Source organism: Pseudaeromonas pectinilytica, assembly GCF_054780855.1.
The window spans coordinates 1-17,375 of the sequence record NZ_BAAGVN010000313.1; the positions used below are offsets into that span (position 1 = coordinate 1).

The 17,375-nt window shown below is 55.4% G+C and carries 17 protein-coding genes; 8 read left to right on the forward strand and 9 right to left on the reverse strand.

The annotated features are described in order from the left end of the window. The 4 genes from ACYVG7_RS12990 to ACYVG7_RS13005 form a co-directional block, all read left to right on the forward strand. On the forward strand, nucleotides 1-558 hold a 558-nt coding region (locus tag ACYVG7_RS12990; protein ID WP_460883519.1), incomplete at its 5' end, for a GGDEF domain-containing protein. A gap of 140 nt (nucleotides 559-698) precedes the next feature. Further along, the gene (gene ppnN, locus ACYVG7_RS12995) at nucleotides 699-2,054 is read left to right on the forward strand and encodes a nucleotide 5'-monophosphate nucleosidase PpnN (RefSeq protein WP_460883520.1); all 1,356 of its coding nucleotides are present in this window, start codon (nucleotides 699-701) and stop codon (nucleotides 2,052-2,054) included. A gap of 45 nt (nucleotides 2,055-2,099) precedes the next feature. Continuing rightward, entirely contained in the window at nucleotides 2,100-2,894 is a 795-nt protein-coding gene (gene xni / locus ACYVG7_RS13000) for a flap endonuclease Xni (protein WP_460883534.1), read from the forward strand. Nucleotides 2,895-2,930: 36 nt separating this feature from the next. After that, nucleotides 2,931-3,626 (forward strand): SDR family oxidoreductase, encoded by a 696-nt coding sequence (locus tag ACYVG7_RS13005; RefSeq protein WP_460883521.1) that lies wholly within the window; start codon nucleotides 2,931-2,933, stop codon nucleotides 3,624-3,626. 70 nt (nucleotides 3,627-3,696) lie between these two features. Here the strand turns inward: ACYVG7_RS13005 and rlmM are convergent, their stop codons facing one another. The 8 genes from rlmM to hemA form a co-directional block, all read right to left on the reverse strand. After that, nucleotides 3,697-4,797, reverse strand: coding sequence for a 23S rRNA (cytidine(2498)-2'-O)-methyltransferase RlmM (gene rlmM, locus ACYVG7_RS13010; protein ID WP_460883522.1), 1,101 nt, complete (start codon nucleotides 4,795-4,797; stop codon nucleotides 3,697-3,699). Nucleotides 4,798-4,868: 71 nt separating this feature from the next. After that, complete coding sequence (locus tag ACYVG7_RS13015) at nucleotides 4,869-5,792, reverse strand: transcriptional regulator GcvA (RefSeq protein ID WP_460883523.1); 924 nt, start codon at nucleotides 5,790-5,792, stop codon at nucleotides 4,869-4,871. A 424-nt stretch (nucleotides 5,793-6,216) separates the two neighbouring features. Continuing rightward, nucleotides 6,217-6,900, reverse strand: a complete 684-nt coding sequence (locus ACYVG7_RS13020; protein WP_460883524.1) for a type 1 glutamine amidotransferase domain-containing protein — start codon at nucleotides 6,898-6,900, stop codon at nucleotides 6,217-6,219. 1,504 nt (nucleotides 6,901-8,404) lie between these two features. Continuing rightward, nucleotides 8,405-9,259, reverse strand: coding sequence for a 3-deoxy-8-phosphooctulonate synthase (kdsA, locus tag ACYVG7_RS13025; RefSeq protein WP_460883525.1), 855 nt, complete (start codon nucleotides 9,257-9,259; stop codon nucleotides 8,405-8,407). A gap of 39 nt (nucleotides 9,260-9,298) precedes the next feature. Continuing rightward, complete coding sequence (locus ACYVG7_RS13030) at nucleotides 9,299-10,105, reverse strand: SirB1 family protein (protein WP_460883526.1); 807 nt, start codon at nucleotides 10,103-10,105, stop codon at nucleotides 9,299-9,301. Next, nucleotides 10,102-10,944: a peptide chain release factor N(5)-glutamine methyltransferase gene (prmC, locus tag ACYVG7_RS13035; protein WP_460883527.1), complete on the reverse strand. Its 843-nt coding sequence runs from the start codon at nucleotides 10,942-10,944 to the stop codon at nucleotides 10,102-10,104. Before prmC ends, ACYVG7_RS13030 begins: the two co-directional genes overlap by 4 nt. Next, nucleotides 10,944-12,032, reverse strand: a complete 1,089-nt coding sequence (gene prfA / locus ACYVG7_RS13040) for a peptide chain release factor 1 (protein WP_460883528.1) — start codon at nucleotides 12,030-12,032, stop codon at nucleotides 10,944-10,946. Before prfA ends, prmC begins: the two co-directional genes overlap by 1 nt. A 48-nt stretch (nucleotides 12,033-12,080) precedes the next feature. Beyond that, entirely contained in the window at nucleotides 12,081-13,337 is a 1,257-nt protein-coding gene (hemA, locus tag ACYVG7_RS13045; RefSeq protein ID WP_460883529.1) for a glutamyl-tRNA reductase, read from the reverse strand. Nucleotides 13,338-13,445: 108 nt separating this feature from the next. On the opposite strand from hemA, the gene lolB reads away from it, so the two are divergent. The 3 genes from lolB (at nucleotide 13,446) to ACYVG7_RS13060 (ending at nucleotide 15,913) form a co-directional block, all read left to right on the forward strand. Then, the gene (gene lolB, locus ACYVG7_RS13050) at nucleotides 13,446-14,033 is read left to right on the forward strand and encodes a lipoprotein insertase outer membrane protein LolB (protein ID WP_460883530.1); all 588 of its coding nucleotides are present in this window, start codon (nucleotides 13,446-13,448) and stop codon (nucleotides 14,031-14,033) included. Continuing rightward, nucleotides 14,030-14,896, forward strand: coding sequence for a 4-(cytidine 5'-diphospho)-2-C-methyl-D-erythritol kinase (ispE, locus tag ACYVG7_RS13055; RefSeq protein WP_460883535.1), 867 nt, complete (start codon nucleotides 14,030-14,032; stop codon nucleotides 14,894-14,896). Before lolB ends, ispE begins: the two co-directional genes overlap by 4 nt. A gap of 69 nt (nucleotides 14,897-14,965) precedes the next feature. Next, complete coding sequence (locus ACYVG7_RS13060) at nucleotides 14,966-15,913, forward strand: ribose-phosphate pyrophosphokinase (RefSeq protein WP_460883531.1); 948 nt, start codon at nucleotides 14,966-14,968, stop codon at nucleotides 15,911-15,913. Between the two features lie 67 nt (nucleotides 15,914-15,980). Here the strand turns inward: ACYVG7_RS13060 and ACYVG7_RS13065 are convergent, their stop codons facing one another. Next, complete coding sequence (locus ACYVG7_RS13065; protein ID WP_460883532.1) at nucleotides 15,981-16,919, reverse strand: LysR family transcriptional regulator; 939 nt, start codon at nucleotides 16,917-16,919, stop codon at nucleotides 15,981-15,983. 168 nt (nucleotides 16,920-17,087) lie between these two features. On the opposite strand from ACYVG7_RS13065, the gene ACYVG7_RS13070 reads away from it, so the two are divergent. Beyond that, nucleotides 17,088-17,285 (forward strand): hypothetical protein, encoded by a 198-nt coding sequence (locus tag ACYVG7_RS13070; protein WP_460883533.1) that lies wholly within the window; start codon nucleotides 17,088-17,090, stop codon nucleotides 17,283-17,285. Nucleotides 17,286-17,375 lie beyond the last annotated feature (90 nt).

Genomic DNA, 17,375 nt, shown 5'->3' on the forward strand with positions numbered 1-17,375 from the left:
AACCGGCTCAACCAGATGAAAGAAGAGACCTCCGAGTACAAGAAGCGGATGGCCCAGCAGAAACACAAACTGCTGCTGGATAGTCTGACCCAGGTCTTTAACCGTGCCGCCTTTGATGAACGCTTCGATCTGGAATACAAGCGCTGGCTACGCTATCAGGCTCCGTTATGCCTGGCCATCATCGATATCGACCACTTTAAATCCATCAATGATCGCTTCGGGCACCTGGCGGGTGATAAAGCGCTGAAGGTCATCGCCCGGGCCATGAGTCGGACTCTGCGGGAGACCGATTTTATCGCCCGTTATGGTGGTGAGGAATTTGTGGTGCTATTGCCCGGTATCGATGCATCCAACATACAGATGCCATTGGATAAACTACGAAATGTGGTCAAGGGCATCCCGTTTCGCTTCAAAGATGACAAGGTTGAAATCACGATTTCCATCGGCACCACGCTGTTCCGCAGTGGCGATTCCCCGATTGAAGCCTTCGAGCGCGCGGATAAGGCTCTTTATGAAGCCAAAAACGGCGGTCGTGACCGGATTATTTATGCCGACTGAACCATGATGTGCCCTCGAGAGCGGACTCCAATCTGGAGGGCGCTCATCATGCCCGATCAAGATGACACAACGCAGTGACAGGTGGATAAGCCACCGCCCTGGAAACATAAACACAACAAGAAGCGGTATCAGGGGGTCTCATGATTACCTATGTCAATCCGGCCGGCAGCCTCGAGCTGCTGACCCAACTCGAAGTCGATCGGCTTAAACTTGCAGCCGCAGGTGAAACCTATCAGTTGTTCCGTAACTGCTCCTTGGCAGTCCTCAACTGCGGCAGTCATACCGATAGCTCCAAAGAGATACTGGAGAAGCATAAAGCCTTTGATATCAACGTCATTCGCCGGGAGCGCGGTGTCAAGCTAGAGCTGTTCAATGCCCCGGAAGCGGCCTTTGTCGATGGCGAGCTGATCCGGGGTATTCAGGAGCATCTGTTCTCGGTGCTGCGTGACATTCTGTATGTCAGCAACCGGATGGACGCCGATTGCACGCTCAATCTCACCCGCTCGGTGCATATCACCAACTGGATTTTCTCGATTTTGCGCAATGCCCGGGTCGTGCGCTCCGGCGATGAGCCCAATCTGGTGGTCTGCTGGGGCGGCCATTCCATCAACCCGATCGAATATCGCTATACCCGTGAAGTCGGGCATCAGATGGGGTTGCGGGAGCTGAACATCTGTACCGGTTGTGGCCCCGGCGCCATGGAAGGGCCGATGAAAGGAGCCGCGGTTGGTCACGCCAAGCAGCGCCATACCAATCCGCGTTTTCTCGGTCTTACCGAACCCTCGATTATTGCCGCCGAGCCGCCGAATCCGATCGTGACCGAGCTGGTCATACTGCCGGATATTGAAAAGCGTCTGGAAGCATTCGTGCGTCTGGGGCATGGCATCATCATCTTCCCCGGCGGGGTCGGCACGGCCGAGGAGTTGCTCTATATTCTCGGCATCAAGATGAACCCCGCTAACGCGCACCATCCAATGCCGCTGATCCTCACCGGACCGAAAGAAAGTGCCGCCTACTTCGACACTCTCGACAGTTTTATTCGTCAAACCCTGGGGGAAGCGGCCACTCGTCACTATCAGATCATCATCGATGATCCGGTGGCGGTGGCTCAGGCGATGAAACAGGCCATGCCGAAGGTCCGGGAACACCGCAAGGCCACCGGAGATGCCTACTCCTTCAACTGGTCATTGAAGATTGAACCGGAGTTTCAACTGCCGTTCGAACCCGACCATGACACCATGGCCAGCCTGGATCTGCATTGGGATCAACCACCTGCACAACTCGCCGCCAACTTGCGGCGGGCGTTTTCCGGGATTGTCGCCGGCAATGTCAAGGAATCGGGGATCCGCGCTATCGAGCGCCATGGCCCCTTCCAGCTGCACGGTGACAAGGAGTTGATGAAGTTGATGGACAAGCTGCTCAAGAGCTTCGTCCATCAAGGACGCATGAAACTACCCGGCAGCGAATATATTCCCTGTTACGAGATAGTCCGTTAATCGTCGGGCTCCTACGGGAGCCCGTTTACTTTGATGAATCACGCCATGGCCCATCTGCTGATTTTTGATGCCCTGAACCTGATCCGCCGTCTGCACGCGGCTCTGGGCAAACAGCCCCTGGATGCAACTGCCCTACTGCTGGCCACCCAGCAACGCTTGCTGAACACAGTACACGGTATTCTAAATGAAGTTCGCCCAAGCCATGTGATTGCCGTCTTCGATGGCGAGCAACCCAGTTGGCGACATAGCATCTATCCAGACTACAAACTGGGCCGAACCCCGATGCCTGAGGAGCTACAACAGGGCATGGAGCAGTTGCAGGCCACCTTGTGGCAGTGCGGAGTCGACTCCCTGTTGACCGCCGGGGATGAGGCAGACGATCTGATTGCTACCCTGAGCCATCAGCTCACCCAACGGCACCAGCAGGTGACACTGATTTCCACCGACAAGGGATTCTGCCAACTGCTGCCCAGCGGACTGCAGATCCGCGATTACTTCAACCGTCGCTGGTTGGATCAGGAATTTGTACTCAGCCAGTACGGTATCAAAGCGGAGCAACTGGTCGACTATTGGGCCTTATCCGGAGTGAGCGGCAGTCACATCAAGGGCGTTGCCGGCATTGGTGCCAAAAGTGCAACCGCTCTGCTACAAGAGTTCGGTTCTCTGGAACAGATACTGGCACAACAAGGGGAAGAGCATCGTTTGGTCAAGCGGGTGCAGGAACAGGCCGCCGCAGCGCAACTTGCGCAAACTTTGGTACGCCTGCGGCTGGATATTCCACTAGGCTTTAACTTGAAGGCTATTCGTTACTCGCCGCCCGCTGACGCTTCACCCCGCTAGTCGGCCGGCTCGCACCATCTCGACCAAGGAGGCTATATGAGCCAGACCGTACTGATCACCGGCGCCAACCGGGGCATAGGTCTTGCCCTTACGCACGCCTGTCTACGGCGTGATGATCAGGTCATCGCATGCTGTCGAGACCCCTACCATGCCCGGGCGCTGCATCAGCTGTCCGAAATTTACCCCAGTCTGTCCATCCATCAGTTGGATGTCAGTCGCGGCGAAGATTATCTGGAACTCAAGCACGCCATCGGCGATCAGGTGATTGATCTGTTAATCGCCAATGCCGGGGTTCTGGGGCCGCAACTACAAGGCTTCGGTCAAGTGGACTATCACGCCTGGGCCGAGGTATTTGCCATCAACAGCATGGCGCCGTTACGCCTGGCCGAACACTTTTTCGATAACCTCAAGGATAGCGAACGCCGCACCCTAGTCTGCATCAGCAGCATCATGGGCTCCATCGACTTGAATCAGGAGGGTGGCAGTTACCTCTATCGCTCCAGCAAGGCGGCGCTCAATGCCGTGGTCAAGAGTATGGCTATCGATTTGGCTGGCGATGGCGTCCACGTTCTGGCCATCCATCCAGGCTGGGTAAAAACCCAAATGGGAGGAGAAGGTGCCGTAGTTGAAGCCGATGAGTGCGCCGTGACCCTGCTGGAGACGTTGGATCGACTACCCGCGGGAACCAGCGGCCAATTCCTCAGCTACGATGGCAAACCACTGACATGGTGACAGCCGGAAAACAGCAACGCCGTCCAGAGGACGGCGTTGTCGTATTCACATCACGGACGGTGAAGCCGGATTACTGAAAGGCACCCGATTTGCGGCGAGCCAGCTGCCGTAAGTCGTAGACATGCACAGTGACCTCTTCTCGATCGTGGTACAGCTGTTTGGCCTGGACCACAAAGTCCCCTTCCAGCTCACGCAACCACTCGCGTAAGACTTCCAGATTGTGCTCCACCTCGCTGTAGCGACGCTTCATCGGCAACTTCAGGTTGAACATGGCCTCTTCGCACAAGCCATCACGGAACCAGGATGCGATCAGGTGGGTGACGCGCGCCGGTTTTTCCACCATGTCACACACCAGCCAGTAGGTATTCTTCTTGGATGGACGGTAACGAAAGCCATCATCACGGATGTGTTTGACCTGACCACTATCCATCAACGACTCGGCCATAGGGCCGTTGTCTACCGCACTGACCATCATGCCGCGACGCACCAGCTGGTAGGTCCAACCACCAGGGCTAGCCCCCAGATCGACCGCATTCAGGCCGGAGGTCAGACGCACCTCCCACTCATCTTCCGGAACGAAGACATGGAATGCTTCCTCGAGTTTCAGAGTTGAGCGACTCGGAGCATCGGACGGAAACTTCAGTCGCGGGATCCCCATATGGAAGGGCGAGTTATTGTTGGTGTAGGAGTAACCGATCACTGCATGGTCATTGGCCAGAAATAGCACATGTAGCACAGGGCGACGATGAGTCTCTTCCTTGGTCAACTTTCCAGCCGCACGCAGCGCCTGACGGAGAGGCACACTGAACTTGCGACAGAAGGTGGTCAACTCCTTGGCATCATTGGTATCCGGCGTCTCGACGCGCACTTCACCACACACACTGTACTCGGCCGTGGCAGCGATGATGGGAGCAATACGATCCGCCAGATCCATGCCGGTCAGTTCATGGGTCATCACCATCATTTGACGGGCAAAAACCAGCTCACGGAATGGCAAGCGCCGTGCCAGCTTATCGGCATCCGCCGCTTCGTAACATTCAAAGATCGCATAACCGGAGTTATCCTTGACCCGCGAAAAACCAAAGCACTCCAGAGCCACTGCTTTATCCTGGATCTCGGCCGCAATCTCTTTTTCAAAGCCGGGACGGCAATAAAACAATAAATTATTCATCTCTTCCTCCGCAGTACCAGTCGCCTGGTTCTACTTATCATGGTGACCCTGAGGTCATAAATGGTGGCTGATCAGCCGTGGGCCAGCAGACGATTGCGTCGTTGTAACTCTTCCTGCTCGACCAGCGCCAGCATCCAGTCACGGAATGCGGCAATCTTGCCCTGCTCAGCCTGGTTCTCCTGACACACCAGGTAAAAGGCGTTCTTACTCTCCAGCACCTGCACGAATGGGCACACCAGACGACCCGCTTCAATTTCCGGTTGCGACAACACACTGTGACCCAAAGCCACGCCCTGTCCATGGACGGCCGCCTGGATCACCATACTGGAATGGCTGAAAATGGGCCCCTGACTGACGTTGGGGATTTCGACCCCGACTTCCTTGAGCCAGTTATGCCAATCCCGCCGAGAGCCATCGTGGAGCAGGGTTTGCCACTCCAGATCCGCCGGCTGTCGTAGTGGACGGCCACTGGCCAACAGCAGCGGCGAGCAGACTGGCATCAAAAATTCAGTATGCAACTTGTAGCAACGCAAACCGGGCCAATGACCTCGGCCGTAATAAATCGCCACGTCCACATCATCACTGAGTGATCCCTCATCCATATCCACCGCCTTGATCCGGACATCGATCTCCGGATGCCGTTCACTGAAGCGAACCAGACGCGGAACCAACCATTGGATAGCAAAGCTCGGTTGCAGAGTGACGGTCAGGGAGCCTTTGGCGCTGCGGGCAACTAGCTTGTCCGTCGCATCGACGATGGCGGCAAAAATATCTTTGATATCCAGAAAATAGCTCTGCCCTTCTTCGGTCAGCAGCAGGGTGCGATTGCGACGCCGGAACAGTTTGATCCCGAGAAAATCTTCCAGCCCCTTGATCTGGTGGCTGATGGCCGCTTGGGTAACAAACAGCTCTTCGGCAGCACGGGTGAAACTCAGATGACGAGCTGCAGCTTCAAATGCCTTGAGCGCATTGAGCGGCGGGAGACGACGGGACATGGACTCTTCGCATAACTTTTCCTAATGCGCGGGATTATAGGGTGCCCCCTTGCCCCACTCCAGAAAAATCGGGAAACGCGCAAAAATAAACCAGATCGCCACGTGAACCTATTCAATCAGGAGTCACTCAGCCCCGCATAATGGGTCAGCCGCATCAGACGACGTCAGGCAATTTTCAAGCGTTGAAAAAATACGACGGGCAGTTCGGGGTGAGATATCGAATTGATGCACAACAGAGCAGCAAGATACAGCTCTGTTGTGCAGAGGGGACAGGAGAAAAATTGCAGCGTTCAGTCGCGCTCAAAAATATGAGCGGTCGGAGCGATAACTGCGGTGGTCACCAGACTATTCATGCAGCCACGCATCGAAGAATAAAGCTGGCTTATCGGCAGCTGCGACGATAAGCCCCCCTCCACCTAAGCGATTAGCGACTTTCCAGCGCTTGCAGAAGATGGATGGCTACTGCCTCGGAAGAGGCCGGGTTTTGCCCGGTGATCAACAGTCCGTCGCCCACCACAAACGGTAGCCAATCCGTGCCTTTGAAATACTCACCGCCATTAGCCTTCAACATATCCTCGACCAGAAATGGCACTACATCGGTGAGCTCGACCGCCGCTTCTTCGGTGTTGGTAAAACCGGTGACGCGTTTGCCGGATACCAGTGGCTGACCATCTGCGCGGCGGGTATGACGAAACACACCTGGAGCATGACAGACGGCAGCCACAGGTTTTTGCGCCGCGTAAAACTGTTCAATCAGGGCAATCGACAGCGGGTCTTCGGCCAGATCCCACAGCGGGCCATGGCCACCTGGATAAAACACAGCCGCATAGTCGGCGGCATTCACATCCGCCAGACGCCGAGTGTTCGCCAGCAATGCTTGCCCTTGGGCATCCTGTTTGAATCTATGGGTCGCTTCAGTCTGGAATGCAGGATCATCACTCTTGGGATCCAGCGGTGGTTGTCCACCCAACGGGGAGGCCAAAGTAACCGTCACCCCTGCGTCTTTGAAGACGTAATACGGCGCCGCAAACTCTTCTAACCAGAAGCCGGTTTTCAAGCCGGTGTTTCCCAAATCCTCATGCGAGGTCAAGACCATCAGAATATTCATCAATTTTTCCTCTATATCGAATGCAGAATTGTCCAGACCCCGGTCTCGAGCTGACCGTTGGCTCTGGCCCACAACAGACAAGCTCAACTTACCTGCCCCATGGACGAGACTTTACCCACCATTAGACCGGTCGTCTAGTAGTGTTTGCAAAAATAGAACACCTTGCCGATGAAACAAATAACACCTTGGTCGCTATTTCAGGTGGCTTTAGTGATGCAGATCACACCCGGTCGTGCCTCACTTGAGGCTATTTGCTATGCGTTTTCAGAGTTTTGAAAACGAATTCATAATAAAAACAAAGGGTTTCACATAAATTTAACTTGCTTGCCGAAATAAGCCGCACTAGCATGATTTGTGAGGGCAGTCACAAAACAGTGAAACCTCAAACACTCACTCTAGGAGCAACGCCATGAAAAATATTCTGAAGAACGTCTCTGAACTGCTGAATGGTAAGTCCGACACTACACGTCTGGCCCCGGCAACTCGCCAATATTTCTTCCGCTACGAGCGTTAAGAAATCGACAGCACCTACTCCATCTGCGACATGAGGATTTGACCATGAAAAACATCATCAAGAACGTCACCGATCGGTTACACAGCAAGTTCGATGCCCCACGCTTGGCTCCGGCGACCCGTCAGTACTATTTCGGATATGTTCGCTAATAGTAAGTCGGCCTCATCCAGTCTATGACGCGGATGAGAGAGAACTGATACAAGGTCGCCCGACGAGGTGACAACACCCGGTAATTCCGCACCATATTTCCCGATCAGGGTCAAACGTTGACCCACAGTTTATCCATCACCTAGCCAGCCCTGGCACCAAGATCACACCAGTGCCAAATAACACCAAGGCCGCATTTCAATCCCAGCCATTGTGTTGGTTACCGGTTCGGCTCCAATACCACCCATAGCGCAAAATACGGCTTCGGATCCACTCATCGACACTCAGATGCTCGCTGCCAGTAGCACCTCATCCTTCCTTGATCGCGGTAACGCCCAAGCTTACCGGCTCCGAATCCTGTAGCCGCCCCATCGCGTGATGTAGATCACAATATTTCATGCATCGATTGGAGCCTACTGAATGCGTTTTCAGACATCATGAAAACGAATTCATAATAAAAACAATGAGATTAACAAAAAATTAACTTGATCCCAGTCTCAGAGATCCATAGGATTATTCGTGAGCTGGATCACACATTTATCGAGCTCACATTTAACGTTAACCAAGGAGTTCCAGATGAAAAATATCTTCAAGAATGTAACCGGCCTGCTCAGCAGCAAAGAAAATGATGATCGCTATTCAACCCCGGCGACCCGTCAATATTTCTTCCGCTACGAGCGTTAATTCCCCTCCCTCCATCCCATGCGGATGTCCAGGGAGTTCCCTCCCACATAACAATCCCAATACCGGAATATGCAGTACGAAAAACCTAGTACTTGAGCAACAAAAAAGCCCCGGCATGCCGGGGCTTCTTTTCAGCGCTGATTAACAATCATCTGTGCATCAGCAACGGGTATCCAGCTCGGCAAATCCCTTGACCAGGTCGTCAATCGCCTTCATCTGCTGCAGGAATGGTTCCAGCTTGGCCAACGGCAAGGCACTCGGGCCGTCACAACGGGCAGCATCGGGATCGGGATGCGATTCGATAAACAAGCCCCCCAGCCCCACGGCCATACCAGCACGGGCCAGTTCGACGACCTGTTCGCGGCGGCCACCAGATGCTGCACCCAGTGGATCCCGGCACTGCAAGGCATGAGTCACATCAAAGATCACCGGAGAACCTTGGCTAGCCTGCTTCATGACCCCAAAGCCCAGCATATCCACCACCAGGTTGTCGTAGCCGAAGTTGACGCCCCGTTCGCACAGGATCACCCGTTCATTGCCGCACTCTGCAAACTTCTCGACAATATTCTTGACCTGACCCGGACTCAGGAACTGGGGCTTTTTGACATTGATGGCGTTGCCAGTGCGCGCCAGAGCTTCGACCAGATCGGTTTGCCGCGCCAGAAACGCCGGCAATTGCAATACATCCACCACTTCGGAAACCGGTTTTGCCTGCCAGGTTTCATGCACATCGGTGATCAGGGAAACACCAAAGGTCTGCTTCAACTCCTGGAAAATCTTCAAACCTTCCTCAAGACCCGGCCCACGATAGGAGTGCACCGAAGAACGGTTGGCTTTGTCCCAGCTGGCTTTGAAGATCAATGGGATACCCAGTTTTTCAGTCACCTTGACGTAGGTCTCACACATGGCCATAGCCAGATCACGAGACTCCAGCACATTCATGCCGCCAAACAGCACAAAGGGTTTGTCGTTGGCGATCTCGATCCCATTCACATTCACGACTTTTTGCATCATCTTGCTCCAACTAAGGTCCGACTACTGCCCGACTCATGGCTAATGTAAGGTCGGCGCCCGGGTGTTGAGGCGCGCCAGCTGTTCTTTGAGCAACTCCGCCACCGGATCGGAGGGGCATTGCTCGATAAAAAATGAGAGGTCATCTGCCGCCAGAGCATCACACTCCAGCTGTTCATACAACAGACCTCGGTCGCGAATCTCATAGGGGTCATCCGGATCGAGACACAGCAACAGCTCGCTACAGCGTAATGCCAATAACGGCTGATCCGCCTGCACTGTCGAGCCCTTGGCCACATTGAGTAATCTGCTCATGATCTCGCGCTGATCAGCAGCTTGCAGATGCTTGCCCTGCAACCGCGCCAGATCCCCCAAGCTACCGCGTAAACGCAGCTCCAGCTGGTTGCGATCCAGAAATTCGCCACTGCAAGGATCCAGAATTTGCGCCTGCTTACCCGACCCCAAACGCACCATGAAATGCCCCGGAAAACAGATCCCGGCCACCGGGATCGCCAGTGCCTGCGCCAGATGGATCAGCAGGATGCCCAGCGTCACCGGGATACCAGTCCGTTTGAATAGCACCTGCTCTAACAAGCAGTTTTCGGGTTGGAAGAAGTGGTCCCAATCACCATGGAATCCCTGTTCCTGAAAAAATGCCAACCGTAACTGCTCGATCCGCTCAGCCTCTGAGGTCGCAACGACCTGTGGCAACACCGCCTGTCGCAATTCAGCCAATGCCTGCAACCCAGCGAGCAGGATCGGCTGATCTTGCAGATCTTCGGACACCATCAGTGCCAGCAGCGCCAGATCCAGCTGTTCAAAATCAGTCTCCGGAGTCAGATTTTTCAAGCGACGCCCTCCCATTGTCCCAGAGTCACCCGCTCCTGATCGCCATAATCCCGCACGGTAGCCACGGCATGAAATCCCCGTCGCAGGAACAGCTCACGGACCGCGGCTCCCTGCTGCCATCCGTGCTCTAGTAACAGCCAGCCACCGGGCAACAAGTGCTCCGGTGCCTGCGCCACTATATGCTGCAAATCGGCAAGCCCTGCGCCCGCGGCAACTAGTGCTGAACGAGGTTCAAAGCGGACATCGCCCTGCTCCAGATGGGGGTCTTGCTCATCGATATAAGGTGGGTTGGAGGCAATCAGCGTGAAACGCTCCTCCTGGACTGGTTCAAACCAGCTACCACAGCGCACCTCGATAGTGAGTGCTAACCGGGTGGCATTGTCTCGAGCCAGCTCGCAGGCAGCCGCGATACGGTCGACCGCCCACACATCCACACCAGGGCGCTCGGACTTCAAGGCCAGGGCAATGGCGCCGGTACCGGTGCCCAGATCCAGCACCCGCACACCGCAAGCATCCATGGGAACACGAGCCAGCGCCTGCTCCACCAGCACTTCGGTATCGGGTCGCGGGATCAGGGTGGCCGCCGAGACCTGTAGCGGCAGCGACCAGAATTCGCGTTCGCCCAGCAGATGGGCGATGGGCTCTCCAGCAGCGCGCCGCTCAGCCAGCCTCAGCAACCCCTGGTGCTGCTCGTCGGTGAGCGTGCGCTCAGGCCAGGTGCGCAACCAGGTCCGGGTACAGCCCAGCACGGCACAGAGCAGGCAATCGGCGTCGGCTGCTGGCGAGTCGCTCGCCGCAAACCGCTCGATCAGCGCCTGATGCGCCTCGGCGATCCGCATCAGTAGTTGTCCGACAAGGCGGCCAGCTGATCGGCCTGGTATTCGTGCAGTATCGGTTGCACCAAGGTATCCAGATCTCCTTCCATCACCTCATTCAGGCGATACACGGTCAGATTGATCCGGTGATCGGTGACCCGCCCCTGGGGATAGTTGTAGGTGCGGATCCGATCCGAACGATCACCCGTACTCAGCAGGCTGCGACGGGTATTCGCCTCTTCAGCGCGACGCTTATCCTCTTCCAGCTGCACCAGGCGGGCTGTCAGCACCGCCATCGCCTTGGCGCGGTTCTTGTGCTGGGAGCGTTCATCCTGACACTCCACCACCAAACCCGAGGGTAAGTGAGTCAAACGCACCGCGGAATCCGTTTTGTTGATGTGCTGACCACCGGCACCGGAAGCGCGGAAGGTGTCGACCCGCAGATCAGCCGGATTGATCTCCGGCGCCTGGGACTCGGGAACCTCGGGTAGTACCATCACGGTACAGGCCGAAGTATGAATACGGCCTTGGGATTCAGTTTCCGGCACTCGCTGCACCCGATGTCCACCAGACTCGAATTTCATGATGCCATAGACACCCTGGCCATCAACTTTAACGATGACTTCCTTGAAACCGCCATGCTCACCCTCATTGGCATTGACGATCTCGGTACGCCACCCTTTGCGCTCGGCAAAACGGGAATAGAGGCGGAACAGATCACCGGCAAAGATAGCCGCTTCATCACCACCGGTTCCAGCGCGAATTTCCAAATAACAGTTGTTGTCATCCTTGGGATCTTTCGGCAGCAACAGGATTTGTAGTTCCTGCTCGATTTGCTCCACTGCCGCTTTCGCGTCGGATAGCTCTTCCTGGGCCATGGCGCGCATCTCGGCATCATCCCCATCCAGCATCTCGAGAACCGCCTGTAAGTCAGCACTCACCTGCTGGAAACGCAGGAAACCACTGACCACATCCTCCAGCTGGGAGTATTCCTTGTTCAGGTTGCGAAAGCGCTCCTGATCGCTGATTACACTCGGCTCCCCCATCAGGGCCTGCACTTCTTCATAACGTTCCAGCAAGCCTTCAAGCTTTCTGATCACCGATTCTTTCATACTATTTCCGCTAAAGAGGCCAGGGCAACGGGTGCCCGAAACCGAAAGTCATGGGTTGTCGAGGCCGAGACTCTGGCTAAGAATTGCCAGCGTTTCCCGATCACCGCTCTCACCGGCCTGGCGCAGAGCCTCGGTCGGCGAGTGAATAAGTTTATTGGTCAGACGATGAGCCAGCTCGGCCATTACCTGCTGCGCATCCTGGCCTTGAGCCAGTAACTGCTGAGCGCGTAGCAGTTCATCCTGCTGGAGCTGCTGTGCCTGCTGGCGGAAGGTACGGATCAGCTCTATGGATGGCAAGCCCTGATACCAGGCCATAAAACTGGCTTTCTCGTCACCGATCAGCAGTTCCGCCTGTCGCGCAGCCTGCTGCCGGGCGGACTGGTTCTCCGCCACTATGCCCTGCAAATCATCGACCGTATAAAGATAGGCATCCGCCAGAGTGCCGACCTCCTCTTCGATATCACGCGGTACCGCCAAATCGATCAACAACATCGGCTTATGACGACGCTGTTTGAGCACCCGCTCCATCAATCCCTTACCCAGTAGTGGCAAAGGGCTGGCCGTGGAGGTCACCACCATATCCACCTGGGGTAATACCGTCGGTATCTCGTCCAGTGTGATCACATCGGCTTGCCATTCGCTAGCCAACGCCTGGGCGCGCGCCAGGGTACGGTTGGCCACCGTCATATGGCTGACCTGTTGAGCTTGTAGATGGCGCCCGGCCAACTCGATCGTTTCACCGGCACCAATCAGTAGCACCCGGGTCTGGCTGAGATCGGCAAAGATTTGCTTGGCTAGGGTAATAGCCACAAAGGCAACCGATACGCCGTTAGCACCAATCTCGGTCTCTGAACGCACCCGCTTGGCGACAGAAAAGCTGCGCTGGAATAAGCGACCTAACAGGGATTTCAAGGCGCCACTCTGCCGGGCCTGTTCAAATGACTGCTTGAGTTGCCCCAGGATCTGCGGCTCTCCCAAGACCAGGGAGTCCAGTCCACAGGCAACCCGCATCAGGTGACGAACGGCCTCGCCTTCTTGGTGCTGATACAAACAGGCGTCCAGCTCACTTCTATTCACCCGACAAAACTGAGCCCACCACTGGGGCAGAGTCGCCTGGGCCGTCGCATCTACTTCCACATAGATTTCGGTCCGGTTACAGGTCGACAAAATGCACGATTCACGCACTCCCTCCAGATGCTGCAATCCCTCCAGCGCCTGTGGCAGATTATCCGGCCCAAAGGCCAGCCGCTCTCGTAACGAAAGGGGGGCTGTCTTGTGGTTGAGACCGAGTACAAAAAGCGGCATGCAGGGAAGGACTCTGGCTAAGGGGTCCTTATTTTACGCAAAAAGGGCAAGGCTTTGAAAGCAATGGGGCTGCGCCTATACTGTTCGCCTCGCAATCCTGGAGTCAATATGTCCTCTTTTCGTCTAATCTGGCTGTTTTTCGTGCTGTTGTTGAGTGGCTGCTCCACCCTCAGCGGACCGGAACGCTACAATGATGCCGTTTGGCGTGGTCAGCGCGAAGCTCTGGAACAACTCACTCATTGGCGCCTGTCTGGTAAACTGGCGATCCTGACGCCAGGACAAAAGGGCTCTGCACGTCTGAATTGGCAACAGCGTGGTGATGACTATGATCTGATCCTGACCACCCTCATCGGTACCACCTTGCTGGAATTACACCAGCGGCAGGGTCAGGTCGAGATCATCGATGATCAGGGCACCCGCCATCGGGATCAGGATAGCGATGCGCTCGTCTATCGCCTGACCGGCTGGCACATTCCGGTCTCACAACTCCCGACCTGGATCAAGGGCTTACCCGGCCAGGCCGACTTCACCCTGGGCAACGATGGCCGCATCACCCACTTGCACAATCAACAATGGCAACTGAGCTACCAGGACTACGCCCGTAACCGACTCTGGTTGCTCCCTACCGGTATGACACTGGAAGGGCCTGATACCCGGATCAAGCTGGTGATCCACGAATGGCAAATCGAACAATGAACTCTATCTGCTGGCCGGCACCGGCCAAACTAAACCTGTTTTTACATATCAATGGCCGTCGTCCGGATGGCTACCATGAGCTGCAAACCCTATTTGTGATCCTCGATCAGGGGGATGAACTGCAGATCCGTGTCGATGACAGCGATCAGATCACCCTGTTTCCCGAGGTTCCAGGCGTTCCACAGGAGCAGAACCTGATCTACCGGGCCGCGAAGCTCCTCAAAGCCTGCAGCGATCGCCCCCTCGGTGCCCACATCCATCTAGATAAAAAATTGCCGATGGGTGGCGGTCTGGGCGGAGGTTCATCCGATGCGGCAACGACTCTGGTAGCCCTGAACCAGATGTGGCAACTCGGGCTATCAGAAGACGAATTAGCACAAATGGGACGCACACTGGGCGCTGATGTGCCAGTATTTGTCCGTGGCCGCACCGCTTTTGCTGAAGGGGTGGGTGAACAGTTGATGCCGGTGGAGATCCCGTCGAAGTGGTATCTGGTGGTTCACCCGCAGGTGCATGTCTCTACCGCCTTGATTTTTCAAGACCCTGAGCTCAAACGTGACACGCCCAAACGCACTTGGGCTGAACTGAGAGCTGGATCATGGAAAAACGATTGCGAAGAGCTGGTGAAAAAGGCCTACCCCGAGGTTGCCAAGGCATTGAGCTGGTTGTTAGAATACTCGCCGTCAAGAATGACGGGCACCGGCGCCTGTCTCTTCGCGGAGTTTGAAGATGAAGCGTCGGCTCGTAAGCTCTTGGCAAATATGCCGAATTGGCTGCAGGGGTTTGTCGGAAGAGGGGTAACCCTATCACCGCTGCAGACGGTTTTGCAACAGGTTTGTGCCGGGAATCAAACGCAAGTTTGAACCTCCAGTTGGACTCACTGGACCCCACAGCCGCCTCCCCCCACAGGACGCAACCCAGAGGTTTATACCGTGCCTGACATGAAGCTGTTTACCGGTAACGCCACACCGGAACTGGCCCAGAAGATTGCAGATCGTCTCTTCATCAAACTCGGCAATGCCGCTGTCGGTCGTTTTAGCGATGGTGAGATCAGCGTACAGATCAACGAGAATGTACGGGGTGGTGACATCTTCATCATCCAATCCACCTGCGCACCAACCAATGACAACCTGATGGAACTGATTGTCATGGTCGATGCTCTGCGCCGCGCTTCTGCCGGTCGTATCACAGCCGTCATCCCCTACTTTGGTTATGCCCGTCAGGATCGTCGCGTACGCTCCTCCCGCGTGCCTATTACCGCCAAAGTAGTTGCTGACTTCCTGTCGAGCGTCGGGGTTGACCGTGTCCTGACCGTTGACCTGCATGCCGAGCAGATCCAGGGCTTCTTCGACGTACCAGTCGACAACGTGTTCGGTAGCCCTGTGCTGCTCGAAGACATGCTGGCCAAGAAGCTCGAAGATCCTGTGGTTGTCTCCCCGGACATCGGCGGCGTCGTACGCGCTCGTGCCATTGCCAAGCTGCTGGACGACACCGATATCGCCATCATCGACAAGCGTCGTCCGCGCGCCAACGTCTCTCAGGTCATGCATCTAATCGGTGACGTCAAGGATCGGGATTGCGTCATCGTCGACGACATGATCGATACCGGCGGTACTCTGTGCAAGGCAGCCGAGGCCCTGAAGGAACGTGGAGCCAAGCGTGTATTCGCTTATGCCACCCACGCCGTGTTCTCCGGTATTGCCGCCAAGAACATCAGCGAGTCCGTGATCGACGAAGTGATCATCACCGACTCCATTCCGCTCTCTGACGAGATGAAGGCTATCGGCAAGGTCAAGATGTTGACCCTGGCTCCTATGCTGGCAGAAGCCATTCGTCGCATCAGCAACGAAGAGTCTATTTCTGCGATGTTCGAGCATTGATGAACGGTCTGTACCGTTGATCAACAAGGCCCCGCATGCGGGGCCTTGTTATTTCTGCACCAACCCCTCAACCCTTATCCGTTGGCAACGCCTTCATCCAGGTATCCCAGGGTGCAACCTCCCCACCCCACTCGGCCAGTAAGAAATCCACCATGTGCCGAACCTTTGCCGGCAGATAACGGCGACTGGGAAAGAGCGCAGATAACGTAAAGGTCGGCAACTGATAGTCGGTCAGTAGAGGGACCAAGCGCCCGTTAGCGATAGCATCTCCTACCATAAAACTGGGTTGCCGGGTGATACCCATCCCCTGCTGGGCCGCGGCCAATAACACATCGCCATTATCCGCACACAAGGCACCGCGAACAGCCACGGAATGTACCTCTTGCTGCTTGCGATAGAAGCGCCACTGGTTGGGATCTGAAATACCGGTGTAAACCAGGCAAGAGTGATTGACTAACTCAGCCGGAGTTGTCGGAATACCGGCCCGCGCCAGATAGTCCGGTGATGCACTAATGATGGTATGAATGGTCGCCAATCGACGAGCCACCATATTACCCTCCAGTTCCTGGGTAATTCGCAACACCATGTCCAGGCCATCCTCGATGAGATCCAACTTTCGATCCGACGCCACCACCTCCACATTCAGACCGGGATAGCGGGTACAGAAACGGGGGATCAGGGGGGCGAGATGACGCGTGGCAAACGGGACCGACGCACTTAAGCGCAGCGTTCCAGTCGGTTGCTGATTATCTTGAACGACCAGACTCTCCGCATCCTGGATGTCCTCCAGGATCTGTTGCACCCGAAGGTGAAACTGGGAGCCAGCTTCGGTCAGATGCAGCTTTCGTGTCGTACGCTGCAATAGACGCGTGCCCAGATGGTTCTCCAAATCGCTTATGTGCCGGGATACAGCAGTTGTCGATAAGCCCAATTTTTCCGCCGCGCGGACAAAACTACCGGCTTCGACCACTCGGCTGAATACCTGCATTGCCTGCAGTCTGTCCATAACACCTCATTATCCCGTTAATCGGGATTTATAATACCAAACAATAGCATTTATCCCGATATTAAACAGGAAGATAATTCTCTCAACAGCTCATAAGGAACCGCAGTGAGCAATGAATTCGGAGCTCTATTGGCATGAAGCCGGTAGGGGTCTTAAGAGAGAAAAACCATGAACATTCGTACCCTGATGACCACTTCTCTGGTAACTCTAATGCTGGTTGGTGCCGCACAAGCCAAAGAGGGCGATAGCTATTTCGATACCAAGGCAGAGCAACCCACGACAAGCAGCGAACAATTCAAAGCGGTAGCACATAGCCCTGATGCTAAACCTGTATATAACGGCGGTTTTCGTCGTGAATCCCGCTAAAGCAGATACATCGAGTAGGAGGAGGCCTCGCGGCCTCCGTCCTCTCACACCACCGTACATGCGGTTCCGCATACGGCGGTTCATGTTAAC

What these genes read in the sequence shown, in the direction of transcription:
- ppnN (WP_460883520.1), top strand. Translation starts at nt 699, where the DNA reads ATGATTACCTATGTCAATCCGGCCGGCAGCCTCGAGCTGCTGACCCAA.
- xni (WP_460883534.1), top strand. Translation starts at nt 2,100, where the DNA reads ATGGCCCATCTGCTGATTTTTGATGCCCTGAACCTGATCCGCCGTCTG.
- ACYVG7_RS13005 (WP_460883521.1), top strand. Translation starts at nt 2,931, where the DNA reads ATGAGCCAGACCGTACTGATCACCGGCGCCAACCGGGGCATAGGTCTT.
- rlmM (WP_460883522.1), bottom strand. Translation starts at nt 4,797, where the DNA reads ATGAATAATTTATTGTTTTATTGCCGTCCCGGCTTTGAAAAAGAGATT.
- ACYVG7_RS13015 (WP_460883523.1), bottom strand. Translation starts at nt 5,792, where the DNA reads ATGTCCCGTCGTCTCCCGCCGCTCAATGCGCTCAAGGCATTTGAAGCT.
- ACYVG7_RS13020 (WP_460883524.1), bottom strand. Translation starts at nt 6,900, where the DNA reads ATGAATATTCTGATGGTCTTGACCTCGCATGAGGATTTGGGAAACACC.
- kdsA (WP_460883525.1), bottom strand. Translation starts at nt 9,259, where the DNA reads ATGATGCAAAAAGTCGTGAATGTGAATGGGATCGAGATCGCCAACGAC.
- prmC (WP_460883527.1), bottom strand. Translation starts at nt 10,944, where the DNA reads ATGCGGATCGCCGAGGCGCATCAGGCGCTGATCGAGCGGTTTGCGGCG.
- prfA (WP_460883528.1), bottom strand. Translation starts at nt 12,032, where the DNA reads ATGAAAGAATCGGTGATCAGAAAGCTTGAAGGCTTGCTGGAACGTTAT.
- hemA (WP_460883529.1), bottom strand. Translation starts at nt 13,337, where the DNA reads ATGCCGCTTTTTGTACTCGGTCTCAACCACAAGACAGCCCCCCTTTCG.
- lolB (WP_460883530.1), top strand. Translation starts at nt 13,446, where the DNA reads ATGTCCTCTTTTCGTCTAATCTGGCTGTTTTTCGTGCTGTTGTTGAGT.
- ispE (WP_460883535.1), top strand. Translation starts at nt 14,030, where the DNA reads ATGAACTCTATCTGCTGGCCGGCACCGGCCAAACTAAACCTGTTTTTA.
- ACYVG7_RS13065 (WP_460883532.1), bottom strand. Translation starts at nt 16,919, where the DNA reads ATGGACAGACTGCAGGCAATGCAGGTATTCAGCCGAGTGGTCGAAGCC.
- ACYVG7_RS13070 (WP_460883533.1), top strand. Translation starts at nt 17,088, where the DNA reads ATGAACATTCGTACCCTGATGACCACTTCTCTGGTAACTCTAATGCTG.